A 22,196-nucleotide genomic window follows, 5' to 3' on the forward strand; every position below is an offset into this window, starting at 1 on the left:
AAAACACAACAAACAACCAGCAACTAGCAACCAACACTTCGACAGGTTCATTGTGGACAAAAAACTAATCACTTTCCACAAGTTCAATAATCCGTTTTTCGGAAATCAGGCTTCCATCTTTGGAAATGCCTTCAATATACATGACAATGGCTTTAAGGTTTCTGTGTTGTACGCTAAAGTTGAGTGCGCCTCTTCTAGGAATCGTATTATTCGGTCGCCAATCGATAGCGCCAAATCGTTGGAATGTATTATCTGTATACGATTGGTATTTGGGTTCGTAATATTGTTTGGGAACACTAAAACCAATCGGTGGCGTATAGGCTACGTATGATTCGCGAGGAACATTTTCGCCAACGACTAACGGATTTTTTCTAGTGAAAATTTTAATCACACCACCAACGCCTCGCACGCCATATCCTTGTCCCGTTTTGTTGACAATAATTCGATCTACATTGGCGGAGGAAAAATTCCGTAGCATCGCAAAATCGGTTAAAGGCGCACCATCTACAAAGATTAACGGCGAAATATATCCTGGCGGATTTCCCGCTTGTAAGGTGAGTTTTTTGCGAGTAAATATGCGTAAATTTTGCATGTCAAAAGGATCATCAGAAACATCGTAACCACTGTTTTCAATAAAATCTTTTACTTGCGGATATTGTAAATATTCCTTCTCGCCAAATTTTGTTTCTTTTCCGTTGACCATCATCGGGTCGCGGGTTTCCTTTGTTTTTTTGTTAGAACCTTCTAAAAGCACAGCATCCAAGTCTACCGCGTCTTTTGGGAAGAATCCGTCAGGTAGGATGAAAATGGTGTTTTTGTTTAAGAATGAACGGTCAATTTTTGTATTTTTTGGAAGTGTTTCTTTTTCATTATTCGCACTGTAATTCAAGTATAATTTGGGTTTGATAAACGTTTGATTGTACCCAACCGCCGAAAAACGAAGTGCTTCTCCTTCTTGCGGATATAAATTTTTAATCACAAATTTTCGCTCATTGTTTAAAGGAATAAATTGTGCCGCTTGTGCTTTGGTATCATGTAAAAATAGTCCTTTTACACGTTTTACGGGGAAATTTAGCGTTCCGTTGATGGTAATTCCCCTGTCGGTGTTTGACTTTTTGGGAGCTTTTTCAAAAATAGGTGTCCAATCGTACGCGCTCCAACCTTGTGTAATGAGCAATGCGTCTAGCGCTTCTCTTTTCGTTTTGGTAGTATTTGGGAAGTAGTATTTCGGATTTTCAATTTCGCCACGCACATACGGTTTTAAATAAAATTCCGAAAAAATACTATGTGCGGGATTGTACGCTTCTGTTGTTGCAGGCAACACAGAAATGCTCACATTGGCATCTAAAATCCCCGATTTCCGCTTGACGAGATATACTGAAAAACTCGCATATTCGTTTTCAACAGTATCTTTTTTTACCATGACAGAAAGTTTTTTGGGTACTTTCTGATTGAAAAACATGCGTTCCAACACAGGAACTTTTCCATCAAAAAGCGTGATGGTATTTACACCATGAAAAAGTCGATTACGCGGAATACGGAGCAATGCTTTTTTATCATCTTTAAAGGAAAATGGCAATGTTCGTGCTTTTCCGTCTTTGTGAATTAATAGCGTATATTCTTTGGAAATGATAGACGACAAGGTTTCCGAATTGGTCTGTAATGAAATTTTGATGCTGTCTTGTTCAAAAGCATTTACTTGAATGGCAATTCCAGTATTTTTTGCTTTTGGCAAGAATTGCTCGCTAGTTTTTTCTTCTTCAAAAGTAATTTTTGCTTTGTAATTGGTGTTATTTTTTGGAGTAAGTTGAAATGTGCCAATTCCGTAGTTATTGCCTTCAAATGTGGTGATTTCAGTATTATTTTCATCATAAATTTGACCAGAAACATACACGCCTTTTCCTTCTTGATTGATGGCTTTAAAAGCAACCGTATTTTCAATATTCTTGACCAAATGTCCGCCTTCGGGTAAAAATTGAATATCGTAGGCTTTTGTTGTTTGCGAATCAGCTAGTTTATTTTTACCATAAACAACAATTTCTGCAATAAATGCATCTTTTTTTTGAACGTCTAGCATTTGTTGAGTAGCTGCTTTGATATAGTATGTCCCCGAATTGAATTTTTCATCCAATTCAAAGTTTCCATATCCTAATCCTTGTTGTAGTCGGATGAGTTTTTTTGATATTTCGGTGCCGCTTGCATCGTAGATTGCTACGTATAAATTGGTAGGATAGATGGCAATTTTTTCATCTTTTCTGCTAAAAGTATAGGCTTTGAACCAGACTTCTTCTCCCACCAAATAACTTGTTTTGTTAAGATGAAGATATACGGAAGCTTGGTCTGAGAGTTTAAAATGCGTTTGATACCGTTCAGAAACAGTTGTTGTTTGCGAAAATGCATTCCAACCAAAACAAAGCAATATGCATACAAAATAATAGATCTTTTTCATAGATAGCAAGTGCAACAGTTTTCATTTTTGACAATTGTACCCGACACTGTTAGGCGTTACTTGTAAATGATTTCTGCTGAAGTTTATAATTTCCTAAATGGGGGAATTTTATAAAAAAATAAACAACTACTGTATGTTAATTTAAAATACAGTAGTTGAAAATTAATCTACGTAAAAGATACTCTAAATTTTTGAAATTGAAAATGACGCGTTTTTATCGAATTTGGATCGTTTTTCGCTCCGAAATCAACTGTCCACTTTCGGAAATTCCTTCAATAAATAGTGTGATGTTTTTGGTGTATGTATCATATATTTTGAAAACAGTTGCGTCTTTTGTGTTGAGTTCTACCATGGGCAACCACGAAACTGTTCCGTATTTTTGAAAGATAGGATTCAAATACGAAGCATATTTTGGCGCATAGTATTTTTTGCCAGTTTCAAAGGTTTCAGGTGATTGCGCCGATAAGTACACAGCTGTATTTCCACTTTTCTTAAATAGTGGCGTTTGGCGCGAGTATATTTTGATGACACCTGTGGTTTGTTGTTGCATTGTGGGAATGACACTGTATCTATCGGTAACAATACGCTCAATTTCTGCCAAAGACATATTGTATAAAATATCAAAATTGCGCAGTCGAACATCATTGAAAAACACAGCAGGTTCACCTGCTTTGGGAATACGAGATGTAATAAATACTCTTCCCATATCTTCGGAAGCATTAAAACCATTAAAATTGAGATACTGTACAATATTAATGTAGCGACTATACTCTTCGAGTGTGATTTCAGTAACGCTAGGATTGTTCATAAAAAGATTGTTGAACTTCGGTGTTTCTTTTTTCTTTTCAGCTTTTAAAAGAACCGTGTCCAGTGCTTCAGCATTTTCATAAAAAAAGTCTTTCGGTATATTAAAATTAGAAGTTACTGATTGAATTTTTTTCGTTTCGTTCAAATAACTTTCCGAAAGTTTGTCTTCCTCATTCGAGATTAAAAATCGAAGATACATGCTTGGTTTTTTCAACGCACCTTTATCATTGATATACGAAAAACGTATTTCTTCCTCTTTTTCCAAAAAGAAATTAGTGAGTTTAAACGATTGATTTTCATCCAAATCAATGAATTTTGCAGGATGATTTTTTGTGGCGTGTAAAAAAAGCTGTTCCACACCTGACGCTGGTCGATTGACACGACCGGAAATGGTAATTCCGTTTTCGAAGCGATGTGTCGTTAACGGTTTTTTGCTAAAAATATCCTTCCAATCGTAGCGACTCCATCCTTGCGTAAGCAGTAAGATATCCAACTCGTATTTTTTCTTCTTATCCATATTCTCGAAATAATACTTTGGATTTTCTATAAAACCTTTTGCATGTGGTTTTAGATAAAACGCGGAAATAATGGAATGTTTCGGGTGATATGCTTCGGTTTCTTCGGGCAAAATAGAAATACTGACATTGGCGTTTTCGTTTAATTGCAATTCATTTACAGAAAGAATGATAGAATCTTTGACATTATTTAATTTTGTAACATTGATTTTTGAACTTTTAATGCCATCATCGTTAAAAAAGATGCGTTCTAAAATCGGCTTTTTATTTTCATCAAATACCGTAATAATGTTGATTCCTTTGAACAACTGATTTCTTTGAATACTTACCGCTTTTTTGACATCGCTAAATTGTAAGGTTGCTATTTTGAGTTTTCCACTTTGGTGGATTAAAATTTTGTACGCTTTCTCAGCATTGTTTTTTAGCGTTTCTTCATTCGTACTAAAATCTAAGATAACTTTATCATCTAACGAATTTTGAAGCATGAGCGAAATACCTTGTGTTTTTATTTCTGGTAATTTAGTGGTGATTGTAGAGTCATTTTTTAATGTAATTTCTGCGGTGTATTTCGTATTTTTTTGAGGTTGTAAGAGAAACTTTCCCATGCCGAGTGCGTTACTTTTAAACGACGCGACTTCCTTTTTGTTTGAATCGTACACAACTCCAGAAGCTATTACGCCTTTTCCGTTGTTATCAATCACTTTAAAACCGATATTGCTAAGTGTATTTGCTACTAAATGTCCGCCTTCTGGCAAGAATTGAAAATCGTATTTGGCTACTTCCCCTTTGGTGTTGTCAGTAGTTTGTGTGTCGGTAAGGATTTCAATTTTTTGGATGAAGGCATCATTTTCTTTAAAATTTTTCATCCAATTGGTTTCTGCTTTAATGTAATAAGTACCCGCCGAAAAGATAGAATCTACGGCAAAATTTCCGTATGTGACGCCATTTTGAGCGGCGTATAATCCTTTTTTGACTTGATTTCCTTCGTCATCATAAATACCAACTTTAATATTGGTAGTTCCCTTTGAAGCGAGTTGATTTCTTTGGTCGTACGCATAGCCTTTGAACCAAATTTCTTCACCTTTAAAGTAGGTTGTTTTGTTGAGATGTAGAAATAATCCTTCTCTTGGAAGTTTAAAGTACGAGTAGTATTCGTCTTCGATGGTAGTTTGTGTTTGTCCGAAAGAAATAAACGGTAAAGTGGTAATGAGACACAATAGGAAGAATGTTGTTTTTTTCATAAAAGTGGGATGTTAATGTGTGAAATTACACCACAAAAAGAATACCAATACATTCAAGCTTTAACAAAAAAGATGAAACTCTTGCGTAAAGTTCATAAAAAAAAGCCTTTCAAATTCAAGGAATTGAAAGGCTTTTTGAGTTTTCTATGGTGAGTGATATTACATCATTCCTGGCATTCCGCCGCCCATTGGAGGCATTCCGCCTGCAGGACTTTCTTCTTTGATGTCTACCAACGCACATTCTGTTGTGAGAATCATTCCAGCCACAGAAGCTGCATTTTCTAATGCGATACGAGTTACTTTTTTCGGATCAATGATTCCTGCTTTTAGCATGTCTACGTATTCGTCTGTTTTTGCGTTGTAACCGAAGTCTTTTTTACCTTCCATTACTTTTGATACGACAACACTTCCTTCGCCACCAGCGTTGGAAACAATCGTACGTAATGGCTCTTCAATGGCACGTGCAATGATTTTGATTCCTGTTACTTCGTCTAAGTTATCTGTAGTAATACTTTCTAATACACCTTTTGCGCGAACTAAGGCAACGCCACCACCAGCAACAATTCCTTCTTCTACGGCTGCTCTAGTTGCGTGTAATGCATCGTCTACACGGTCTTTTTTCTCTTTCATTTCTACTTCAGAAGCGGCTCCGACATACAAAACTGCAACACCGCCAGCTAATTTCGCCAAACGCTCTTGTAATTTTTCTTTGTCGTAGTCAGAAGTAGTAGATTCTATTTGTGCTTTTATTTGTCCTACACGTGTTTGAATCATTTCTGCATCACCAGAACCATTTACAATCGTAGTATTGTCTTTATCAATCGTAATTTTTTCCGCAGTTCCTAGCATGTCAATCGTCGCATTTTCTAGCGTAAATCCTCTTTCTTCCGAAATTACCGTTCCGCCTGTTAAGATAGCGATGTCTTCCAACATGGCTTTTCTACGGTCACCAAATCCAGGTGCTTTTACTGCGGCAATTTTCAAGGCGCCGCGAAGTTTGTTTACAACCAACGTTGCCAATGCTTCACCATCTACATCTTCGGCAATGATTAACAATGGTTTTCCACTTTGTGCCACTGGTTCTAAAACTGGCATTAAGTCCTTCATCGAAGAAATTTTCTTATCAAATAATAAGATGTATGGACTTTCCAATTCCGCCTCCATTTTTTCAGAGTTGGTCACGAAATACGGAGACAAATATCCTCTGTCAAACTGCATTCCTTCTACCACATCTACATACGTGTCCGTTCCTTTGGCTTCTTCTACGGTGATAACACCTTCTTTCCCAACTTTTCCAAACGCTTGTGCGATTAAATCACCCACAACATCGTCGTTATTTGCTGAAATAGAAGCGACTTGTTTTATTTTTTCAGAAGAATCTCCCACTTCCTTAGCTTGCTTTTGTAAGTCTTCTACAATTGCGCTTACTGCTTTGTCAATTCCGCGTTTTAAGTCCATCGGATTTGCACCAGCAGCTACGTTTTTCAATCCTTCTTTTACAATTGCTTGTGCCAAAACGGTTGCTGTAGTAGTTCCGTCACCTGCTAAATCGTTGGTTCTAGAAGCGACTTCTTTTACCATTTGCGCGCCCATATTTTCAAGTTCGTCTTCGAGCTCAATTTCTTTTGCTACCGAAACACCATCTTTCGTTACCGACGGCGCACCAAATGATTTGCTAATAATTACGTTTCTCCCTTTTGGTCCTAAGGTTACTTTTACTGCATTTGCTAAAGCATCTACACCACGTTTGAGTCCGTCGCGAGCTTCAATATCAAATTTTATATCTTTTGCCATAATTTTTTTAGTTTGTTATTCTTTAAATTAAATAATTGCTAAAATGTCATCTTCTCTCATGATGATGTAGTCGCCACCATCGAACTTGATTTCAGTTCCTGAGAATTTCCCATACAAAACAGTGTCATCAACTTTTACTGTCATTGGCTGGTCTTTTTTACCTGGACCGACAGCAACTACAGTTCCGCGTTGTTGTTTTTCCTGTGCCGAATCTGGAATGTAAAGCCCTGAAGCAGTTTTTGTTTCTGCTGGCAATGGGGCAATCAAAACTCTATCTGCGAGTGGTTTGATGTTAACTTTGCTCATTTTATTTGTATTTAATTTTTTAATTGTTTGATTATTTACACGTATCAATTAGACAGAAATTATGCCATTGTACGAATGCTGACATAGTGACAAGCTGAAACAAAAAATGCCAACTTGTATAAGACAAGCTGGCATTTTTTTATGCTAAAAAACGACAAAGAAATTATTTTCCTTGTCCGTTTGTAGTGTCGTTTGTTGTATTGGTATCATTAGTTGCAGGCTGCTCTGTTTGCTGAACTTCTTTGTTTGCAAGTTTCGACTGTCTATCGTTTGCACTCAAGTTGGTAAAGTTTGTAATTAAGATTAACGCAATTAAGATAGTTCCTAACGCCCATGTACTTTTATCTAAAAAGTCAGTTGTTTTTTGTACACCACCAATTTGCTGATTTCCACCGCCGCCAAAAGTAGATGATAATCCTCCACCTTTTGGATTCTGCACCATTATTACCAGCATTAATAAGAATGCTACAATAAGGATTAATACTATAAATACGTAATAAGTTGAACTCATTGTTTACTAATTATTTTGTTGTAATTTTTTTATTGCTCGAATTTGGTCTGCAAAGAAACCACTTTTTTCTGGATATTTCAAAATTAAAATGTCATAAGCTTTGATTGCTTTTTTATATTTTTTTTGTTCCAGATATACTTTCGCCAACGTTTCCGTCATCAGTACCGATTGATCTACGCTGGCATCACTTGCTAAATTGATGGTTTTTTCAAGTGTTGGCTTGGGTGTAATCTTCGGATTTTTGCCTATAAACTTGTCTATCAGCGCAAATCTTTTTTGTTTTTCTGCTTCGTTTGGTGCTGCTTTTTCAGATTTTGTAACTTCTTTTGGCGCTGTTTCTTCTTCGCTAGTAATGATTTTTGGACGTTCGTCAGAGCGATCAATTGGTTGGAAGTTTGTTAGTTGAAGCCATTCTGCAAACGAATGTTTTTCACTTTTATTGAACGATAACGGTTTTCCTAATTGTAAGGTTTCTTCAGGAGCTTCGGAAGTTGAAGTTACTTTTTTAGCGGCTTTTTCTTTTTTCTTTTTCTTCTTGTCCTTTTTTCGCTTCTTTTTCGATTTTTTCGTGTCTGTTTCAACTGGAGTTTCAGTTTCCGTAGCTGTTACCGTTTTAGTTTCAACTTCAACTTCAAGTTCAGGTTCAGATTCAAGTTCAGGTTCAACTTTAATTTCCTTAGGTTGAAATAACTCTGGATCGAGAATGGCATCTGCTTCTTGAATTTTTGTCTTAATGGCTTCTTCCATAAGAAGATGCTGATTTACCACAACTTCTTCCGCAGTGACGTCAATATCATTGATATTGTTGTGCGTTTCCTTGATGGTGCTCGAAATTTCGTGCTGCTCAAAAGTATTAGAAGTAATAAAATCAAACAAAATACTGCGGTCGGTCGTATATGCTGCGGTGATTTTTAGGTGTTGGTTGTATTGAAAACTATCTTGATTTTTTAGTCCTTTTAAATGTACTACGCGCGCTGCTTGAAAGTACGGAAACTGCTTTGCAATGGCTGCAATAGCTTCCGTTTGTGCCGCGTTGATATGCACAGGATTTTGAAGGATGTATGTAAAATCAGAAATGTTCATATTACCAATTTGCCAAACTTGCGTTGAAAATATCTAATGTGATACGGTCAAAAATTTCTTGATGCGCCGTACTTTTTATGGCAGGCAATTGCGTACTCGCAGGATAGTCGTAAAAGAACGAAAATCGTCTATCAAAGTCGTCTTCCGGTCTGTTTTTGTGCGTAAAACGAACTTGTACGCCTATCGTCAATCGGTTTTGTGCTGCTGTATTGTTAGCTGTTGCGGTCATTGGTGATACGCGATATTCCACAATTTCGCCTTCATAGGTTAAATCGCCATTGGCTCTTACCAAATCCAAACTTGTTTGGTTTAGAATAAAATCCTGTAAAGCTAACGTAAAATCTCTATCAAGTCCAGGCTCAATGATAGGCGCGTTGTTTTGGAAAAAGTTGACTTGGTATGTACTTGCATTCAAGTCACCTGTTCCTGTAAAGTTATATTTTCCACAAGCTGCGATGACTGCTGCAATAACAAGTGTTGTGATGATGTGTATCTTTTTCATGTGTTTATTTTTTGACATTATAAATCAAATTGTTTGATTTTTCGATAGAGCGTACGTTCAGAGATTCCTAATTCTTTGGCTGCTGCTTTTCGTTTTCCTTTGTTGCGTTCTAGTGCTTTTTTGATGAGTTCCAATTCTTTGTCGTGCAGCGAAAGTGTTTCTTCTTCTTCCACATCTTCGGCAAAATGATATTTGTCTTCTTCGTTCATAACGCTGACTTCAGGAGGAATGGATAATAATTTTACTGGCGGAGTCGTTTCTTCTTCCTCATGGAAAAATTCTTCCGTTTCATCGTCACCATATATTTTTTGAATCAAACTTTCGTTTTCGTCTTTTACTTTTTGTGAAACGCCATGTTGCATGAGTTCCATGGTAAGTTTTTTGAGGTCGTTTAAGTCACTTTTCATATCAAAAAGCACTTTGTACAAAATTTCACGTTCCGAACTAAAATCGCTATCGCTTTTTTCTTTCTCAATAACCGCAGGCAGATTTCCTGTGTTGTTCGGTAAATACTGACGTAATTTTTCAGCCGTAACGGTTCTGTTTTCTTCCAATACAGAAATTTGTTCAGCTACATTTCGCAACTGACGAATATTTCCGCTCCAGCGATATTTTACCAACATTTCGGTAGCTTCTTCATTTAAACGAATAGAAGGCATTTTATACTTCATGGCAAAGTCGGACGCAAATTTTCGGAATAGGAGATGAATGTCGTCTTTTCGCGCACGCAACGGCGGAAGGTGAATTTCAACCGTACTTAAACGATAGTATAAATCTTCTCTAAATTTTCCTTTTTTGATGGCTTCAAACATGTTCACATTCGTCGCTGCTACAATACGCACGTTTGTTTTTTGTACTTTGGATGAACCTACTTTGATGAATTCGCCATTTTCCAACACACGTAGCAAGCGTACTTGGGTTGTTAGTGGCAATTCTCCCACTTCATCCAAAAAAATAGTTCCGTTATCGGCTACTTCAAAATAACCGTTTCGGGTTTGCGTAGCTCCAGTAAAAGCGCCTTTTTCATGACCAAATAATTCACTGTCAATCGTACCTTCGGGAATGGCACCGCAGTTTACGGCAATGTATTTTCCGTGTTTTCTGTGTGAAAGTGAATGTATAATTTTTGGAATACTTTCTTTACCAACACCACTTTCACCCGTCACCAATACAGAAATATCGGTTGGCGCTACTTGTATGGCTTTTTCGATGGCGCGATTGAGTGCAGCATTGTTTCCAATGATTCCGAAACGTTGTTTGATCGCTTGTATGGATTCCATGTAGTTGTGGTAGTTTTTTAGTTTATATATTCAAATGTTTCGTCAATGGTAATGGTAACGTCACTAGAAACTGTTGGAACGGAAGTAAAAATGGTTCCGTTTCGCGTGATAATTCTATTACTTGCATCGTATTGAATGTCCAAATTAGAGCTTCCTTGCTGCGTCGTAACACTTGTGACATTATTAGGACTGTAAATCATCGCTTGCCAATGCTCGTATTGATCGTCGTATTCATCATTTAAGATAGAGAATACATACAAATCATTTAGCGAGTTGAGTAGCGGATTTGTGTTATTGTCATGCGCATACGTATAGGTATTTGCATCTTGTCCTGTAATTACAATAGACGTGATATTTCCAGCACTATCGTACGAAATGTTTTCTGTTTTAATAATCGTTCCATTTTCCATGGTTTCTCTCAATACTAATTTGCTCGTAGTAGCATCAAAAGTGAATTTGGTAGAACGATTGGTTCCTTCTCGTACACGTGTTATTTCGTTGTTTCCGTGTGTGTAAGAGAAAATGAAGTTTTCAGAAGTATCTTCTAAATCTTCATAGCTGATTTCGGTTATTTTATCAAGATTGTAGTTAATGGAAGTTCTGTTGACGAGTACACCATCTACAGACGTGTTTACTTGCGTCACTCTGCTAAATTCATCACGAAGAATAGTACTCACGCCATTTACGGTAATTCCTAAAAAGGTAAATGTGGTGTTTTGCGCTAAGAATTGATTGTTTAAATTAATAACAAAATCCGTGATAAACGTAGTATCATCTCCTGCAGATGAGAATGTTTTTATATAATCATAATCTGCAAGCTGCGTTGAAGTAATAGGCACAGGATCAGGGTCTACAGGATCCGGATCGGGTTCTGGGTCTGTCGTAGGATTGCCAGTAGCAGGTTGTTCAATGATAATTTCACCATCATACGGTTCATTATCGCACGAAATACAAACGAGCAATAGCGAAAGCAAAAGGTATGACAATGTTTTTTTCATGTAATTATTTGATGATTTTAATATTGAAATGCTTCCGATTGTGTAATATCTACGCCATCACCAAGGTCAATTATACTGTCTCTACTTGTGATGTCGTTATTCGCATTGTACATTACGTTGAAATCCACAGTTCCATCAGTAGATTGTAAACTAATCCAATTGTTTGCGGAATAGAAAGTGGCTAAATAGGAACCGATTTCGGCATCATTGTCTTGGTCAAAAATTGCAAATAAAATTTGGTCGTTAAAGACTGTTTTTAAGGGATTTGTGAAAGTATCAAACAAAAATGTATTGGTAACGTTAGTACCTCCAGAAATATCTGAACCTATACAATTTCCACTTGCATACGTTAATACTTCAAGCTGTGTGCTAGTAGTTCCAGAGAACGATTCGAATGAAATCAATCGGCTATTGGAATCAAACGTAAATACCGCAGATTCACCTGCGGCTGCATTGGTTCGAGTAACAGTATTTCCGTTGTATGCGAATGTATAGGTGTAATTTTCAGAGCTATCGTCAAAATCTTCAAAAGCTATTTGCGTGATATTGTTGCCAGTATAGGTAACAATGGTTCTGTTGGTGACATTTCCACCACTCATAGCTTCTACTTGAATGATTTGCCCATTTGTATCTCTAGTAATTAAACTTGTTCCTGTGTCAGTAAATCCTAATGCAGTTGTTTCAATATTGGCAGAGACTACAATTCCATTGTTAATGATGAAATCAGAGTTTACAATAATTTCTCCAAAAAATGGCACATTTGAAGTTGTATCAAGCGAATATGTTGATAATGTAGTACCGTTATTGCCACCATTATTTCCGCCACCGTTTCCGTTACCGCCACCGCCATTATTTCCACCGTTGCTTGCAGGTTCTTGAATGACAATTGTTGGGTCTAGCAATTCATTATCGCAAGAAAAACAGCAAAAAGCGAGTATAATTGTGGTGATTGACAGTATTTTTTTCATAATATGCTTTTTTGATTAATTATTATCTGAAAGTCCAACCGCTTCCCCAAGTAAGGTTGCTGAAGTACAATCGATGATTTTTACATTGACAAAATCACCCGGTTTGTAATTTTCTTTTGGAAATACGGCTACGGTATTTTCGGAAGTTCTTCCTTTCCAATGCGCGTCTGATTTTTTGGAAGTTCCTTCAATCAATACTTCTTTTATTTTTCCAACTTGCGCTTTGGTTCTGTACGCACTGTGTTCTTGTTGTAACGCGATGATTTCTGCCAATCGGCGCTTTTTTACAGGTTCTGGTACGTCATCTTCCATTTTTCGTGCTGCCATGGTTCCAGGTCGTTCCGAATAGGCAAACATGTATCCGAAATCGTATTTTACATAGCGCATTAAGGATAATGTATCTTGATGGTCTTCTTCAGTTTCTGTTGGAAAACCAGCAATCATGTCTTGTGAAATTCCGCATTCAGGAATGATTTCACGAATTTTATCGATGAGTCGGAAATATTCTTCGCGCGTATGCAAACGGTTCATTTCTTTTAAAATACGGTCGCTTCCGCTTTGTACAGGTAAGTGAATATAGTTACAGATATTTTTATGTTTTGCCATCACAAGTAATACATTTTCGTGCATGTCTTGCGGATTGGACGTAGAGAAACGCAAACGTAGTTTTGGAAATCTCGTTGCGACCATATCCAGCAATTTGGCAAAATCGACCGCCGTTGCTTTTTGCATTTCAGAAGCTTTGCTAAAATCTTTTTTCAAGCCGCCGCCGTACCACAAATAACTATCTACATTTTGCCCAAGCAAGGTGACTTCTTTGTAGTTTTTATCTACCAATTCTTGAATTTCTTCTAAGATGGATTGCGGATCACGACTGCGTTCGCGTCCACGTGTAAACGGCACTACGCAAAACGTACACATATTGTCACAGCCTCTAGTAATAGAAACCAGCGCGTTGATTCCGTTCGAATTTAAACGTACAGGCGAAATATCTCCATAGGTTTCTTCTTTGGAAAGAATGACATTCACCGCATTGCGACCTTCGTCAATTTCTTGTACTAAATTTGGCAAGTCCTTGTAAGCATCTGGTCCTACAACCATGTCTACAATTTTTTCTTCTTCCAAAAACTTACTTTTCAAACGTTCTGCCATACAGCCCAACACGCCTACTTTCATCGTCGGATTGTTTTTCTTTACCGCATTGTATTTTTCCAAACGCTTGCGGACAGTTTGTTCCGCTTTATCGCGAATAGAACAGGTATTTACCAACACCAAATCCGCTTCTTCCAAGCGATTGGTGGTATTAAATCCTTCTTTTGCCAAAATAGACGCCACAATTTCGCTGTCAGAAAAGTTCATCTGACAGCCATAGCTTTCAATATATAATTTTCGTGTATTCTTCGGATTTTGTGCTAAAACAATACTTTCTCCTTGTTTGCTTTCGTCAATAATCTTCTCCATTGTACTATATTCTGTAACTTGAATTTTTACTCGATAATCGAGATTTATAATGTTCCGACGTTTGCGTCGTAGTGTTTTAATAGTTTCTACTGAATACTTCGTGAACTTTCCCCCGAAGTAATTGATTCAAATAGGGTACAAAGATAGGATTATTTCCATCATAGTGACATAATGACATGTTAAATACCTGTTTTTTCAACGCAACCTTTTGGAGGTATTGGTATCTACGGTGTAAATCAACCAACTAACAACTGCACTTCATGAAAATCAATCGCGTATTTCTACTCATTGCAACATGTTTATTTTTGTCTTGTTCGAATGATAAAGACTATGAATATGTCAGCGTAGCAACACCAATTACCGTAACCTCTGCCGAATTACGTTCGTCTATCGAAGTGCAATCGCCCAAAAGCATTGTGCAATCGGGAAAAATTTACGCATACAATCAATATATATTTATCAATGATGTTGACAAGGGTGTACATGTCATTGACAATCGGAATCCGTTGCAGCCAACCATTGTCAACTTTTTGAAAATTCCGTTAAATAGAGACGTTTCTATCAAAGACAATTATTTATATGCTGATAGTGGAAGAGATTTGGTGGTTTTTGACATAAGTCAGGTCAATAGCATTGAGTTTGTGGGACATGTACAAAACGTATTGGAAAATTACCAAACGATTGATTATCCTGAAAATGCAGATTATTTTAATTGGGAAGGATACAATTATGAAGAAGATATTATTGTGGGTTGGGACATTGCCGTTGAACGAAGAGAAATTCAAGAAGATATTTATTATACTACGGGAGCAGAAGCAGCAAATGACGGCGGCGGAAATACAGGTTCAGGTGGCTCTTTGGCACGTTTTAAAATTGTAGACCAATATTTATATGCGGTTGATATAAATAAAATCAATGTGTTTGATATTCAAAATTTGGAAACGCCTGTAAAAGTCAAGGAAGAATACGTGACATGGGAATCGGAAACTATTTTCTATCAAGACAACAAACTATTCATTGGAACGCGCACGGGTATGTATATTTACGACATTTCACAGCCAAGCTCACCAACATTTATATCTAGCTATGATCACATGAAATTCTGCGATCCTGTCGTTGTAGATGGCGATTATGCGTATGTAACACTTCGCACGGGAGGAAGTTGCATGGATGGTGAACTGCAAATGCTAGAAAGTCGCTTAGAAATCATCAATATCTCTGACATTTACAATCCACAATTGGAAGAAACTTATATTATGGACGAACCGTATGGTTTGGGAATCCACAATGAAAAACTCTTTATCTGTGATGGCGCTTCTGGATTAAAAGTGTACGACAAAACCGATATTTCAAACTTACAATTATTGCAAAACTTTAATGCGAATGATGCGTACGATGTCATTCCGATGCAGGACAAACTCTTGCTTATTGGCGGAAACACGCTTTCACAATACAATTACACAGCAACAGGAATTGAGCTCATAAGTGAGTTTACAGTTCAATAATTACCATTACAACAACTTTCATTTTAGAAGAAGCCTGTTTTTTTTAGGAAAATGGGCTTTTTCGTTTTTTTCGGGAACCTTTTAAAAAATAAATGCGTCTATACTAATAGAAAGCAAAAACATTAACAAAACCCTATATGAAAAAGCAACTTTTAAAAATAACTTTTTTGTCTATTGTCGGAATGCTAATTTTTTCGTGTTCCGATTTAGACGACAATGAAGAAATAGGAACAGTTTCTCTTGAAAACATCATTCAAAAAGAATCAGAATTATTTAGTTTGATTGAACGTGTAGCTGAAACCGAAGACGAGGATGAAATCACTTGTATCAAATTTCTCTACGCGTTTACCATGTTGGAGTTTGATGCCGATTTAATGGTAGTGAATCAGTATACAGTATCTAGCGATGAAAACTTTAGTTTTATTTTGGAGAATATTTCAGATGGCAATAGTATCGGAATCAATTTTCCTATACAAAGTGTCTTAGAAAGCGGTGAAGAATTCCTCATTCAAAACAAAGACGAACTTAAACTAGCGATTGACGATTGTATAGAAGCACAGCAAGAAGAATTGGCGGGACAATGCAGTTTACTATTGCAAGAATGCGTGTGGATTGTAAGTCACGATGAAGAAACGGAAGATATGTATGAAAACGCCGTGTTTGATGTGGCTGAAGACGGAACGTTTAAATTTTACAACAATGGCGAACTGCAAGAAGGAACATGGATTGTGTATTTTATTGAAGACGAACTGCACACAAACATTACCTTTGAAGCAGAAGGAATAACGGCTGACGATTGGAATTTCGATTGGAAAGTCATCAGTTTTACCAGTGAAACCATGATTTTTGAAAACAACGGTATCAGTTATACACTTACCAAAGAGTGTGATGGCAACTATTGTACACAACTCATTTTTGAGGAATGTGAAGGAATTGACGGTTCGGGAATTTCAGAATTTGTGTTTGAAAATTACATACCTTGTATTTTACAAATTGAAGATTTAGCCGAATTAACCGATGACGATAGCATTGCATTCTACGAAACGCAATTAGATGCTGATGTGGAAACAAATCCGCTTTCGCAAACATCGTATCAAAACATCATGCAAGAGCAAACGATTTATGTGCGAGTGAATTACGGAGTTGCCAATGAATTTTTTATCATTCCAATCACGATTATTTCGACAACTTGTTAAAAACAATTCAAATACAAAACAACCAAATTGGGCAACCATTTTTGAAACACACAAACGCTACAACATATAACATAAAAGCTTTAATCAAAGGTGATGAGTTGGCTCAAAAAGCAGTGTACGATGCTTTTGCGCCCAAAATGTTAGCGGCGTGTCAAAACTTTATTTCCGATAAAACCATGGCGGAAGAAGCCATGAATAACGGTTTTGTGAAAGTGTTTTTCAATATCAAAAAATACAAAAATGAAGGAAGCTTTGAAGGTTGGATTCGCAAAATCATGATTCGGGAAAGTCTGTCGTATCTGCGAAAGAAAAAATTTCTCATTGCTTCGCAGAGTGACATTATTTTAGAGCAACAAAAAACCTATCAAAAACCTGTAGAAGAAGTTTCAGAAATTCAGCGACTAGTAATGCAGCTTCCACTGGAATTCAAGTTGGTGTTCAATTTATATGCGGTAGAAGGGTATTCGCATACAGAAATTTCGGAGTTGTTAAACATTCCTGAAGCAACCTCAAAAACACGTTTGTTTAGAGCGCGAAAACTACTAAAAGAACAATTGCAAACCCTAAAAAAAGCACATGGAAGATTTTGATTACATAGACGAGCTTGCTAAAAAAGCACTTTCGGACCGTACGGAAACGCCTTCCAAAGATGGCTGGAATGCGGTGCAGCAACAAATGGCACAAAAAAAACGTAAAAAAGCGTTCCTATATATAGTGTTGCTATTGCTTATTTGTTCTTTCGGAATTTTTATTGGCGTAAGTTCGATGACGGACGCAACAGAAACTTCTGTTTCAAACAAAAATGCCCAACAAACAAAAGCAACTCTTACAAATCATAACGCAACAACAATAAAAGATTCAAGTTCAATTTCGAGTTTAACTTCAAATGCAACAATCGTAGATGATGCCAGCAGAGATGAGCAGGATTCAACTGATAAAACATCAGAAACAACTCCAAATCAACACGTAACTACTAACAATTTTCATGGTGAAAAAAATGGATTGGCTTCAACTCAGACTGCGCATCATTCGCGATTAACTGAAAAAAATAACACAGCAAAAGAAACGGCAACGGCGAATCGTTCATTAAGCACATCACAATTTGACACAAAAACAACAGCAACTTTTTTCAGTGAAAAAGAGGAGTTGTATGCAAACGCTAAAGGTGTTATAGTATATGAGTGGGAATTAATCGCTCCAGAAATACTTCAAAAGAAACGCAGCAAACAAACCAAGAAAAAACCAACAAAAATTTACGAGCAATTGGATTTGATGGTTGGTTTCAATGGTTTTGCAAAACCGAACGATTACAATTTTATAGGTTCGTATGTATTTGAATTATCCTATACAGGCGAAAAAAAGCTAAACAAAAACTACTTTTATACGTATGGCGGCTCATTGCAATTCAGAAATCTGCGCTTTAAACAAGATTCGCTCAGTTTTAACAGAGGAGAGTTGAGCCTAAACATTCACACAGGAATCAAAAGAGGTTTTGGTGAGTTTGCTGTCGAAGCTGGCGGTTATGTGGGATATGAATTGTATTCGCCAAACAATGAATTTTTCAACAATAACAACATCAACTTCTTTGACCGTAAAATCAATTATGGACTTTTTTCAGTACTGCATTATAAAAAAGTTGGTTTGGTGTTCAAATATGAATTTTCGCCATACATAAACTATCTCGGAGCAAAGCAATTTGGGGCGTTTACCGTTGGTGTCAAATACGATTTTTAAGTGTGTAAAAAGTAAAAATGTGCAGCCATAAAAACGGTGGAATCTCAAAAAAATGTGTCCGTTTTTAAAAATCTAACTACTTTTGTACTCTGAAAAAATAATATATGGCAAAGAATCTGGTAATTGTTGAGTCACCCGCAAAAGCAAAAACGATAGAGAAATTTTTAGGAAAAGATTACAAAGTTGAATCGAGTTTTGGACACATTGCAGACTTACCTTCGAAAGAATTGGGCGTGAATGTTGAAGGCGATTTTGAACCTGAATATATTGTATCGAGCGATAAAAAAGCAGTTGTAAAAAAACTAAAAGATTTAGCAAAAAAAGCAGAAACTGTATGGCTAGCAAGTGATGAAGACCGTGAAGGAGAAGCGATTGCATGGCACTTGTCAGAAACGCTAAAACTCGATCCAAAACGCACAAAACGAATTGTGTTTCATGAAATTACCAAATCGGCAATTCTAAAAGCAATCGACAATCCAAGAGAGATTGATTACAACTTAGTAAACGCACAACAAGCACGAAGAATCTTGGACAGATTGGTAGGGTATGAACTCTCACCAGTATTATGGAGAAAAGTAAAAGGTGGATTGTCTGCCGGACGTGTGCAATCGGTTTCGGTGCGATTAATTGTAGAGCGCGAACGCAGTATTCAAGAATTCACACCAGAAGCATCCTATAAAATTTCAGCAGAATTCATAAACTCAGAAGGGAAAAAGTTCAAAGCGAAAATGAACAAAACCTTCTCAACACATGAAGCTGCTAAAAAATTCTTAGCAAAGAATGTAGGTGCCAATTTCAAAATTGCCAACTTAGAAACCAAGCCTGCAAAAAAATCGCCAGCAGCACCATTTACCACATCAACACTACAACAAGAAGCCTCACGTAAATTATATTTCTCGGTAAGTAAAACCATGACTTTAGCGCAACGTTTATACGAAGCGGGTTACATTACTTATATGAGAACGGACAGTGTAAATCTTTCTAATGATGCTAAAAATGCAGCAAAAGAAGAAATCATCCGTTCGTATGGTGAAGAATACAGTCAGCCAAGAAACTACAAAAGCAAAGCCAAAGGCGCACAAGAAGCGCACGAAGCCATTCGTCCTACAAACATGGAAAACCATTCAGTAGATGCAGAATACGATCAAGTGCGTTTGTATGAGCTTATTTGGAAACGAACATTGGCTTCACAAATGAGCGATGCTCAACTAGAGCGTACCAATGCCAAAATAGAAGCCAATACACACAGTGAACGCTTTACAGCAAATGGAGAAGTGTTAAAGTTTGAAGGTTTCTTAAAAGTATACCTAGAAGGAAAAGATGATGACGAAGAAGAGCAAGATGGCATGCTGCCAGAATTATTTGTGGGTGAAAACGTAACAAACGATTACATCACAGCAACACAACGCTACACAAAACCGCCCTATCGTTTCACAGAAGCTTCTTTGGTAAAACAATTGGAAGAACTAGGAATTGGGCGACCATCTACGTATGCGCCAACCATTTCAACCATTCAAAATCGTGGATATATCGAAAAAGGAACGGTAGAAGGTGAAGAACGACAATACGAGCAACTGACCTTAAAAAAGGATAAAATCATTGAAAAGCAACTCACAGAAAAAGTAGGTTCAGACAAAGGAAAGTTGGTGCCGACGGACATTGGAATGATTGTGAATGATTTCTTAGTGAAAAATTTCTCATCAATTCTCGATTATAACTTTACAGCAAAAGTTGAGCAAGACTTTGACGATATTGCCTCTGGAAATGAAGAATGGAAAGACATAATGAAAGATTTCTACAAAGATTTCCATCCAAAAGTAGAAGATGTCAAAGAAAATGCTGAGCGCGAATCGGGAGAACGCATCTTAGGAACTGATCCTGAAACTGGAAAACAAGTTAGTGTGCGTTTGGGAAGATTCGGGCCCATGGTGCAAATTGGAACGGTTGACGACGAAGAAAAGCCAAAATTCGCCAGTTTAAGTCCAGATCAGCAACTGAATACCATTACGTATGAAGAAGCGATGGATTTATTCAAATTACCAAAAACCTTGGGTGAATACAAAGGAGAAACTGTTGAGGTGAACAATGGTCGTTTTGGTCCGTATGTGAAATTTGGGAAAAAATTCATTTCGCTAGACAAAGGAGAAGATCCGCTAAGCGTAGAAATGGATAGAGCCAAAGAATTGATTGACGAACGCGAAAAAGCGGATGCGCCAATTGGAAAATATGAAGGACATGATGTTACCAAAGGTGTTGGTCGTTTTGGACCATTCTTAAAATGGAATGGCATCTTTATCAACGTGAATAAAAAATACGACTTCGATAATCTCTCGCAAGCAGATATTGAAGAATTAATTGAAGATAAAAAGCAAAAAGAGCGCGAAAAAATCATTCACAATTGGGAAGCAGAAGGTATTCGTGTTGAAAAAGCGCGTTGGGGAAGAAGTAATATCATTCAAGGAAAAACCAAAATTGAGCTTCCAAAAACAGTGGATGCTACCAAATTAACCTTGGAAGAAGTTCAAAAAATCATAGCGGAAAAAGCTCCAAAGAAAAAAACAAAGGCAAAAGCAAAAGCTAAAAAATAATGGAGTTCGAATTTTTATCGCCTGTTAATGACTTATTAATAGCTCATAATGAACTGTTATCTAAGCAAGCTTTAGGAAATCAAATAGACATTCATTCGTCCAAAAACGGGATTCCTGAATCAATTGAAACGGCTAAATTCGCCATCATTGCTGTGTTGGAAAATCGCAGCGATATCAATTATTTGGGTGAAAACTTAGACTTACTCGAAATCCGAAAAGCCTTTTACAGTCTATATCCAGGCAACTGGAATCACAACATTGTTGATTTAGGAAATCTTCAAAAAGGAAATACTGTTGATGATACCTATGTGGCGCTCAAAAGCATTATGGAGCCGCTGCTCAAAAAAAATATCATCCCTATCATTTTAGGCGGAAGTCAAGACTTGATGTACGCGATGTATCGCTCGTACGATAATTTGGAGCAAACGGTCAACATTGTCAATGTAGACAGTAAATTTGACTTTGGTGCTGTTACGCAATCGGTGAGTAATCATTCGTACATGGGAAAAATCATCACGGAAGCACCACACAATCTATTCAACTACAGTAATATTGGGTATCAAACCTATTTCAATGCGCAAGAAGAAATTGACTTGATGCAAAAATTGTTCTTTGATGCGTATCGTTTAGGAAAAGTTTCTAGCGATATTAGTATTGTAGAACCAATTACACGCGATGCCGATATTGTCGGAATTGACTTGTCTGCTGTTAAAGCTTCAGAAGTTAGCGGAAATCAAAATACTTCGCCCAATGGTTTGGATGGAAAAGAAATCTGTGCCATCAGTCGCTATGCAGGAATCAGTGACAAAGTATCTTCCTTTGGTATATTTGAATACCGAAACTCCAAAGACGAAGAAATTACCGCAATGTTGGTGGCGCAAATGATTTGGTATTTTATAGAAGGTGTTAATTATCGCGTAAAAGACTATCCATTTACCTCAAAAGACGATTATTTAAAATATATTGTGCCAAACGACGTTGAAGAAATGGTCTTTTACAAAAGCAACAAAACAGAAAGATGGTGGATAGAAATACCATTTATTTCAAGTTTGAATAATAAATTAAAAAGACATACGTTATTACCTTGCACACACCAAGATTATTTGAATGCTTGCAACCAAATAATCCCTGAAAGATGGTGGATGGCGTATAAAAAAAGTATAAATTAAATAAGCGTGTTAAAAAAACCTTAAATTTGTATTGATAAAAAGCAATTTAAAACCATTAGTTTTTAGAACAAAAAATTGTTTTTTTAAAA

At 36.8% G+C, this 22,196-nt stretch carries 17 protein-coding genes; 6 read left to right on the plus strand and 11 right to left on the minus strand.

The annotated features are described in order from the left end of the window. Positions 1–64: 64 nt before the first annotated feature. The 11 genes from C8N46_RS19105 to miaB form a co-directional block, all read right to left on the minus strand. A complete protein-coding gene (locus C8N46_RS19105; protein ID WP_108116719.1) occupies positions 65–2,449 on the minus strand; it encodes a hypothetical protein in 2,385 nt (794 codons plus the stop codon). A gap of 214 nt (positions 2,450–2,663) precedes the next feature. Then, positions 2,664–5,012, minus strand: coding sequence for a hypothetical protein (locus C8N46_RS19110; protein WP_108116720.1), 2,349 nt, complete (start codon positions 5,010–5,012; stop codon positions 2,664–2,666). Positions 5,013–5,171: 159 nt separating this feature from the next. Then, entirely contained in the window at positions 5,172–6,806 is a 1,635-nt protein-coding gene (gene groL / locus C8N46_RS19115; RefSeq protein WP_108116721.1) for a chaperonin GroEL, read from the minus strand. Between the two features lie 27 nt (positions 6,807–6,833). Then, entirely contained in the window at positions 6,834–7,112 is a 279-nt protein-coding gene (locus C8N46_RS19120) for a co-chaperone GroES (protein WP_108116787.1), read from the minus strand. 163 nt (positions 7,113–7,275) lie between these two features. After that, positions 7,276–7,623, minus strand: a complete 348-nt coding sequence (secG, locus tag C8N46_RS19125; RefSeq protein ID WP_108116722.1) for a preprotein translocase subunit SecG — start codon at positions 7,621–7,623, stop codon at positions 7,276–7,278. Between the two features lie 6 nt (positions 7,624–7,629). Next, positions 7,630–8,706, minus strand: a complete 1,077-nt coding sequence (locus C8N46_RS19130) for a hypothetical protein (protein WP_108116723.1) — start codon at positions 8,704–8,706, stop codon at positions 7,630–7,632. Position 8,707: 1 nt separating this feature from the next. Then, positions 8,708–9,208 (minus strand): LPS assembly lipoprotein LptE, encoded by a 501-nt coding sequence (gene lptE, locus C8N46_RS19135; RefSeq protein WP_108116788.1) that lies wholly within the window; start codon positions 9,206–9,208, stop codon positions 8,708–8,710. Positions 9,209–9,225: 17 nt separating this feature from the next. Then, positions 9,226–10,488, minus strand: coding sequence for a sigma-54 interaction domain-containing protein (locus C8N46_RS19140; RefSeq protein WP_108116724.1), 1,263 nt, complete (start codon positions 10,486–10,488; stop codon positions 9,226–9,228). Positions 10,489–10,505: 17 nt separating this feature from the next. Further along, positions 10,506–11,486, minus strand: coding sequence for a hypothetical protein (locus tag C8N46_RS19145; protein WP_108116725.1), 981 nt, complete (start codon positions 11,484–11,486; stop codon positions 10,506–10,508). A 17-nt stretch (positions 11,487–11,503) separates the two neighbouring features. Then, complete coding sequence (locus C8N46_RS19150; protein WP_108116726.1) at positions 11,504–12,454, minus strand: hypothetical protein; 951 nt, start codon at positions 12,452–12,454, stop codon at positions 11,504–11,506. A 15-nt stretch (positions 12,455–12,469) separates the two neighbouring features. Then, positions 12,470–13,915, minus strand: coding sequence for a tRNA (N6-isopentenyl adenosine(37)-C2)-methylthiotransferase MiaB (miaB, locus tag C8N46_RS19155; RefSeq protein ID WP_108116727.1), 1,446 nt, complete (start codon positions 13,913–13,915; stop codon positions 12,470–12,472). A 260-nt stretch (positions 13,916–14,175) separates the two neighbouring features. Here miaB and C8N46_RS19160 point away from each other — a divergent pair, with 260 nt between their 5' ends. The 6 genes from C8N46_RS19160 to C8N46_RS19185 all read left to right on the plus strand — a co-directional run bounded on the left by C8N46_RS19160 (position 14,176) and on the right by C8N46_RS19185 (position 22,107). Continuing rightward, on the plus strand, positions 14,176–15,420 hold the full coding sequence (locus C8N46_RS19160) for an LVIVD repeat-containing protein (RefSeq protein ID WP_108116728.1): 1,245 nt from the start codon (positions 14,176–14,178) through the stop codon (positions 15,418–15,420). Positions 15,421–15,557: 137 nt separating this feature from the next. Then, complete coding sequence (locus tag C8N46_RS19165; RefSeq protein WP_146169894.1) at positions 15,558–16,616, plus strand: hypothetical protein; 1,059 nt, start codon at positions 15,558–15,560, stop codon at positions 16,614–16,616. A gap of 41 nt (positions 16,617–16,657) precedes the next feature. Then, positions 16,658–17,206, plus strand: coding sequence for an RNA polymerase sigma factor (locus C8N46_RS19170; protein ID WP_245896966.1), 549 nt, complete (start codon positions 16,658–16,660; stop codon positions 17,204–17,206). Next, positions 17,193–18,350: a hypothetical protein gene (locus C8N46_RS19175; RefSeq protein ID WP_108116731.1), complete on the plus strand. Its 1,158-nt coding sequence runs from the start codon at positions 17,193–17,195 to the stop codon at positions 18,348–18,350. The genes C8N46_RS19170 and C8N46_RS19175 overlap by 14 nt, the downstream gene beginning before the upstream one ends. 104 nt (positions 18,351–18,454) lie before the next feature. Further along, positions 18,455–20,938, plus strand: coding sequence for a type I DNA topoisomerase (gene topA, locus C8N46_RS19180; RefSeq protein WP_108116732.1), 2,484 nt, complete (start codon positions 18,455–18,457; stop codon positions 20,936–20,938). Next, positions 20,938–22,107, plus strand: a complete 1,170-nt coding sequence (locus C8N46_RS19185) for a formimidoylglutamase (protein WP_108116733.1) — start codon at positions 20,938–20,940, stop codon at positions 22,105–22,107. The genes topA and C8N46_RS19185 overlap by 1 nt, the downstream gene beginning before the upstream one ends. Positions 22,108–22,196: the final 89 nt, after the last annotated feature.

Origin of the sequence: Kordia periserrulae (assembly GCF_003054265.1) — a bacterium.
Taxonomy (GTDB): Bacteria; Bacteroidota; Bacteroidia; order Flavobacteriales; family Flavobacteriaceae; genus Kordia; species Kordia periserrulae.

Coding starts and splice junctions, on each gene's coding strand:
- C8N46_RS19185 (WP_108116733.1), top strand. CDS start 20,938: ATGGAGTTCGAATTTTTATCGCCTGTTAATGACTTATTAATAGCTCAT.
- C8N46_RS19145 (WP_108116725.1), bottom strand. CDS start 11,486: ATGAAAAAAACATTGTCATACCTTTTGCTTTCGCTATTGCTCGTTTGT.
- C8N46_RS19105 (WP_108116719.1), bottom strand. CDS start 2,449: ATGAAAAAGATCTATTATTTTGTATGCATATTGCTTTGTTTTGGTTGG.
- groL (WP_108116721.1), bottom strand. CDS start 6,806: ATGGCAAAAGATATAAAATTTGATATTGAAGCTCGCGACGGACTCAAA.
- C8N46_RS19160 (WP_108116728.1), top strand. CDS start 14,176: ATGAAAATCAATCGCGTATTTCTACTCATTGCAACATGTTTATTTTTG.
- miaB (WP_108116727.1), bottom strand. CDS start 13,915: ATGGAGAAGATTATTGACGAAAGCAAACAAGGAGAAAGTATTGTTTTA.
- C8N46_RS19130 (WP_108116723.1), bottom strand. CDS start 8,706: ATGAACATTTCTGATTTTACATACATCCTTCAAAATCCTGTGCATATC.
- topA (WP_108116732.1), top strand. CDS start 18,455: ATGGCAAAGAATCTGGTAATTGTTGAGTCACCCGCAAAAGCAAAAACG.
- C8N46_RS19165 (WP_146169894.1), top strand. CDS start 15,558: ATGAAAAAGCAACTTTTAAAAATAACTTTTTTGTCTATTGTCGGAATG.
- C8N46_RS19175 (WP_108116731.1), top strand. CDS start 17,193: ATGGAAGATTTTGATTACATAGACGAGCTTGCTAAAAAAGCACTTTCG.
- C8N46_RS19120 (WP_108116787.1), bottom strand. CDS start 7,112: ATGAGCAAAGTTAACATCAAACCACTCGCAGATAGAGTTTTGATTGCC.
- lptE (WP_108116788.1), bottom strand. CDS start 9,208: ATGAAAAAGATACACATCATCACAACACTTGTTATTGCAGCAGTCATC.
- C8N46_RS19150 (WP_108116726.1), bottom strand. CDS start 12,454: ATGAAAAAAATACTGTCAATCACCACAATTATACTCGCTTTTTGCTGT.
- C8N46_RS19140 (WP_108116724.1), bottom strand. CDS start 10,488: ATGGAATCCATACAAGCGATCAAACAACGTTTCGGAATCATTGGAAAC.
- C8N46_RS19110 (WP_108116720.1), bottom strand. CDS start 5,012: ATGAAAAAAACAACATTCTTCCTATTGTGTCTCATTACCACTTTACCG.
- secG (WP_108116722.1), bottom strand. CDS start 7,623: ATGAGTTCAACTTATTACGTATTTATAGTATTAATCCTTATTGTAGCA.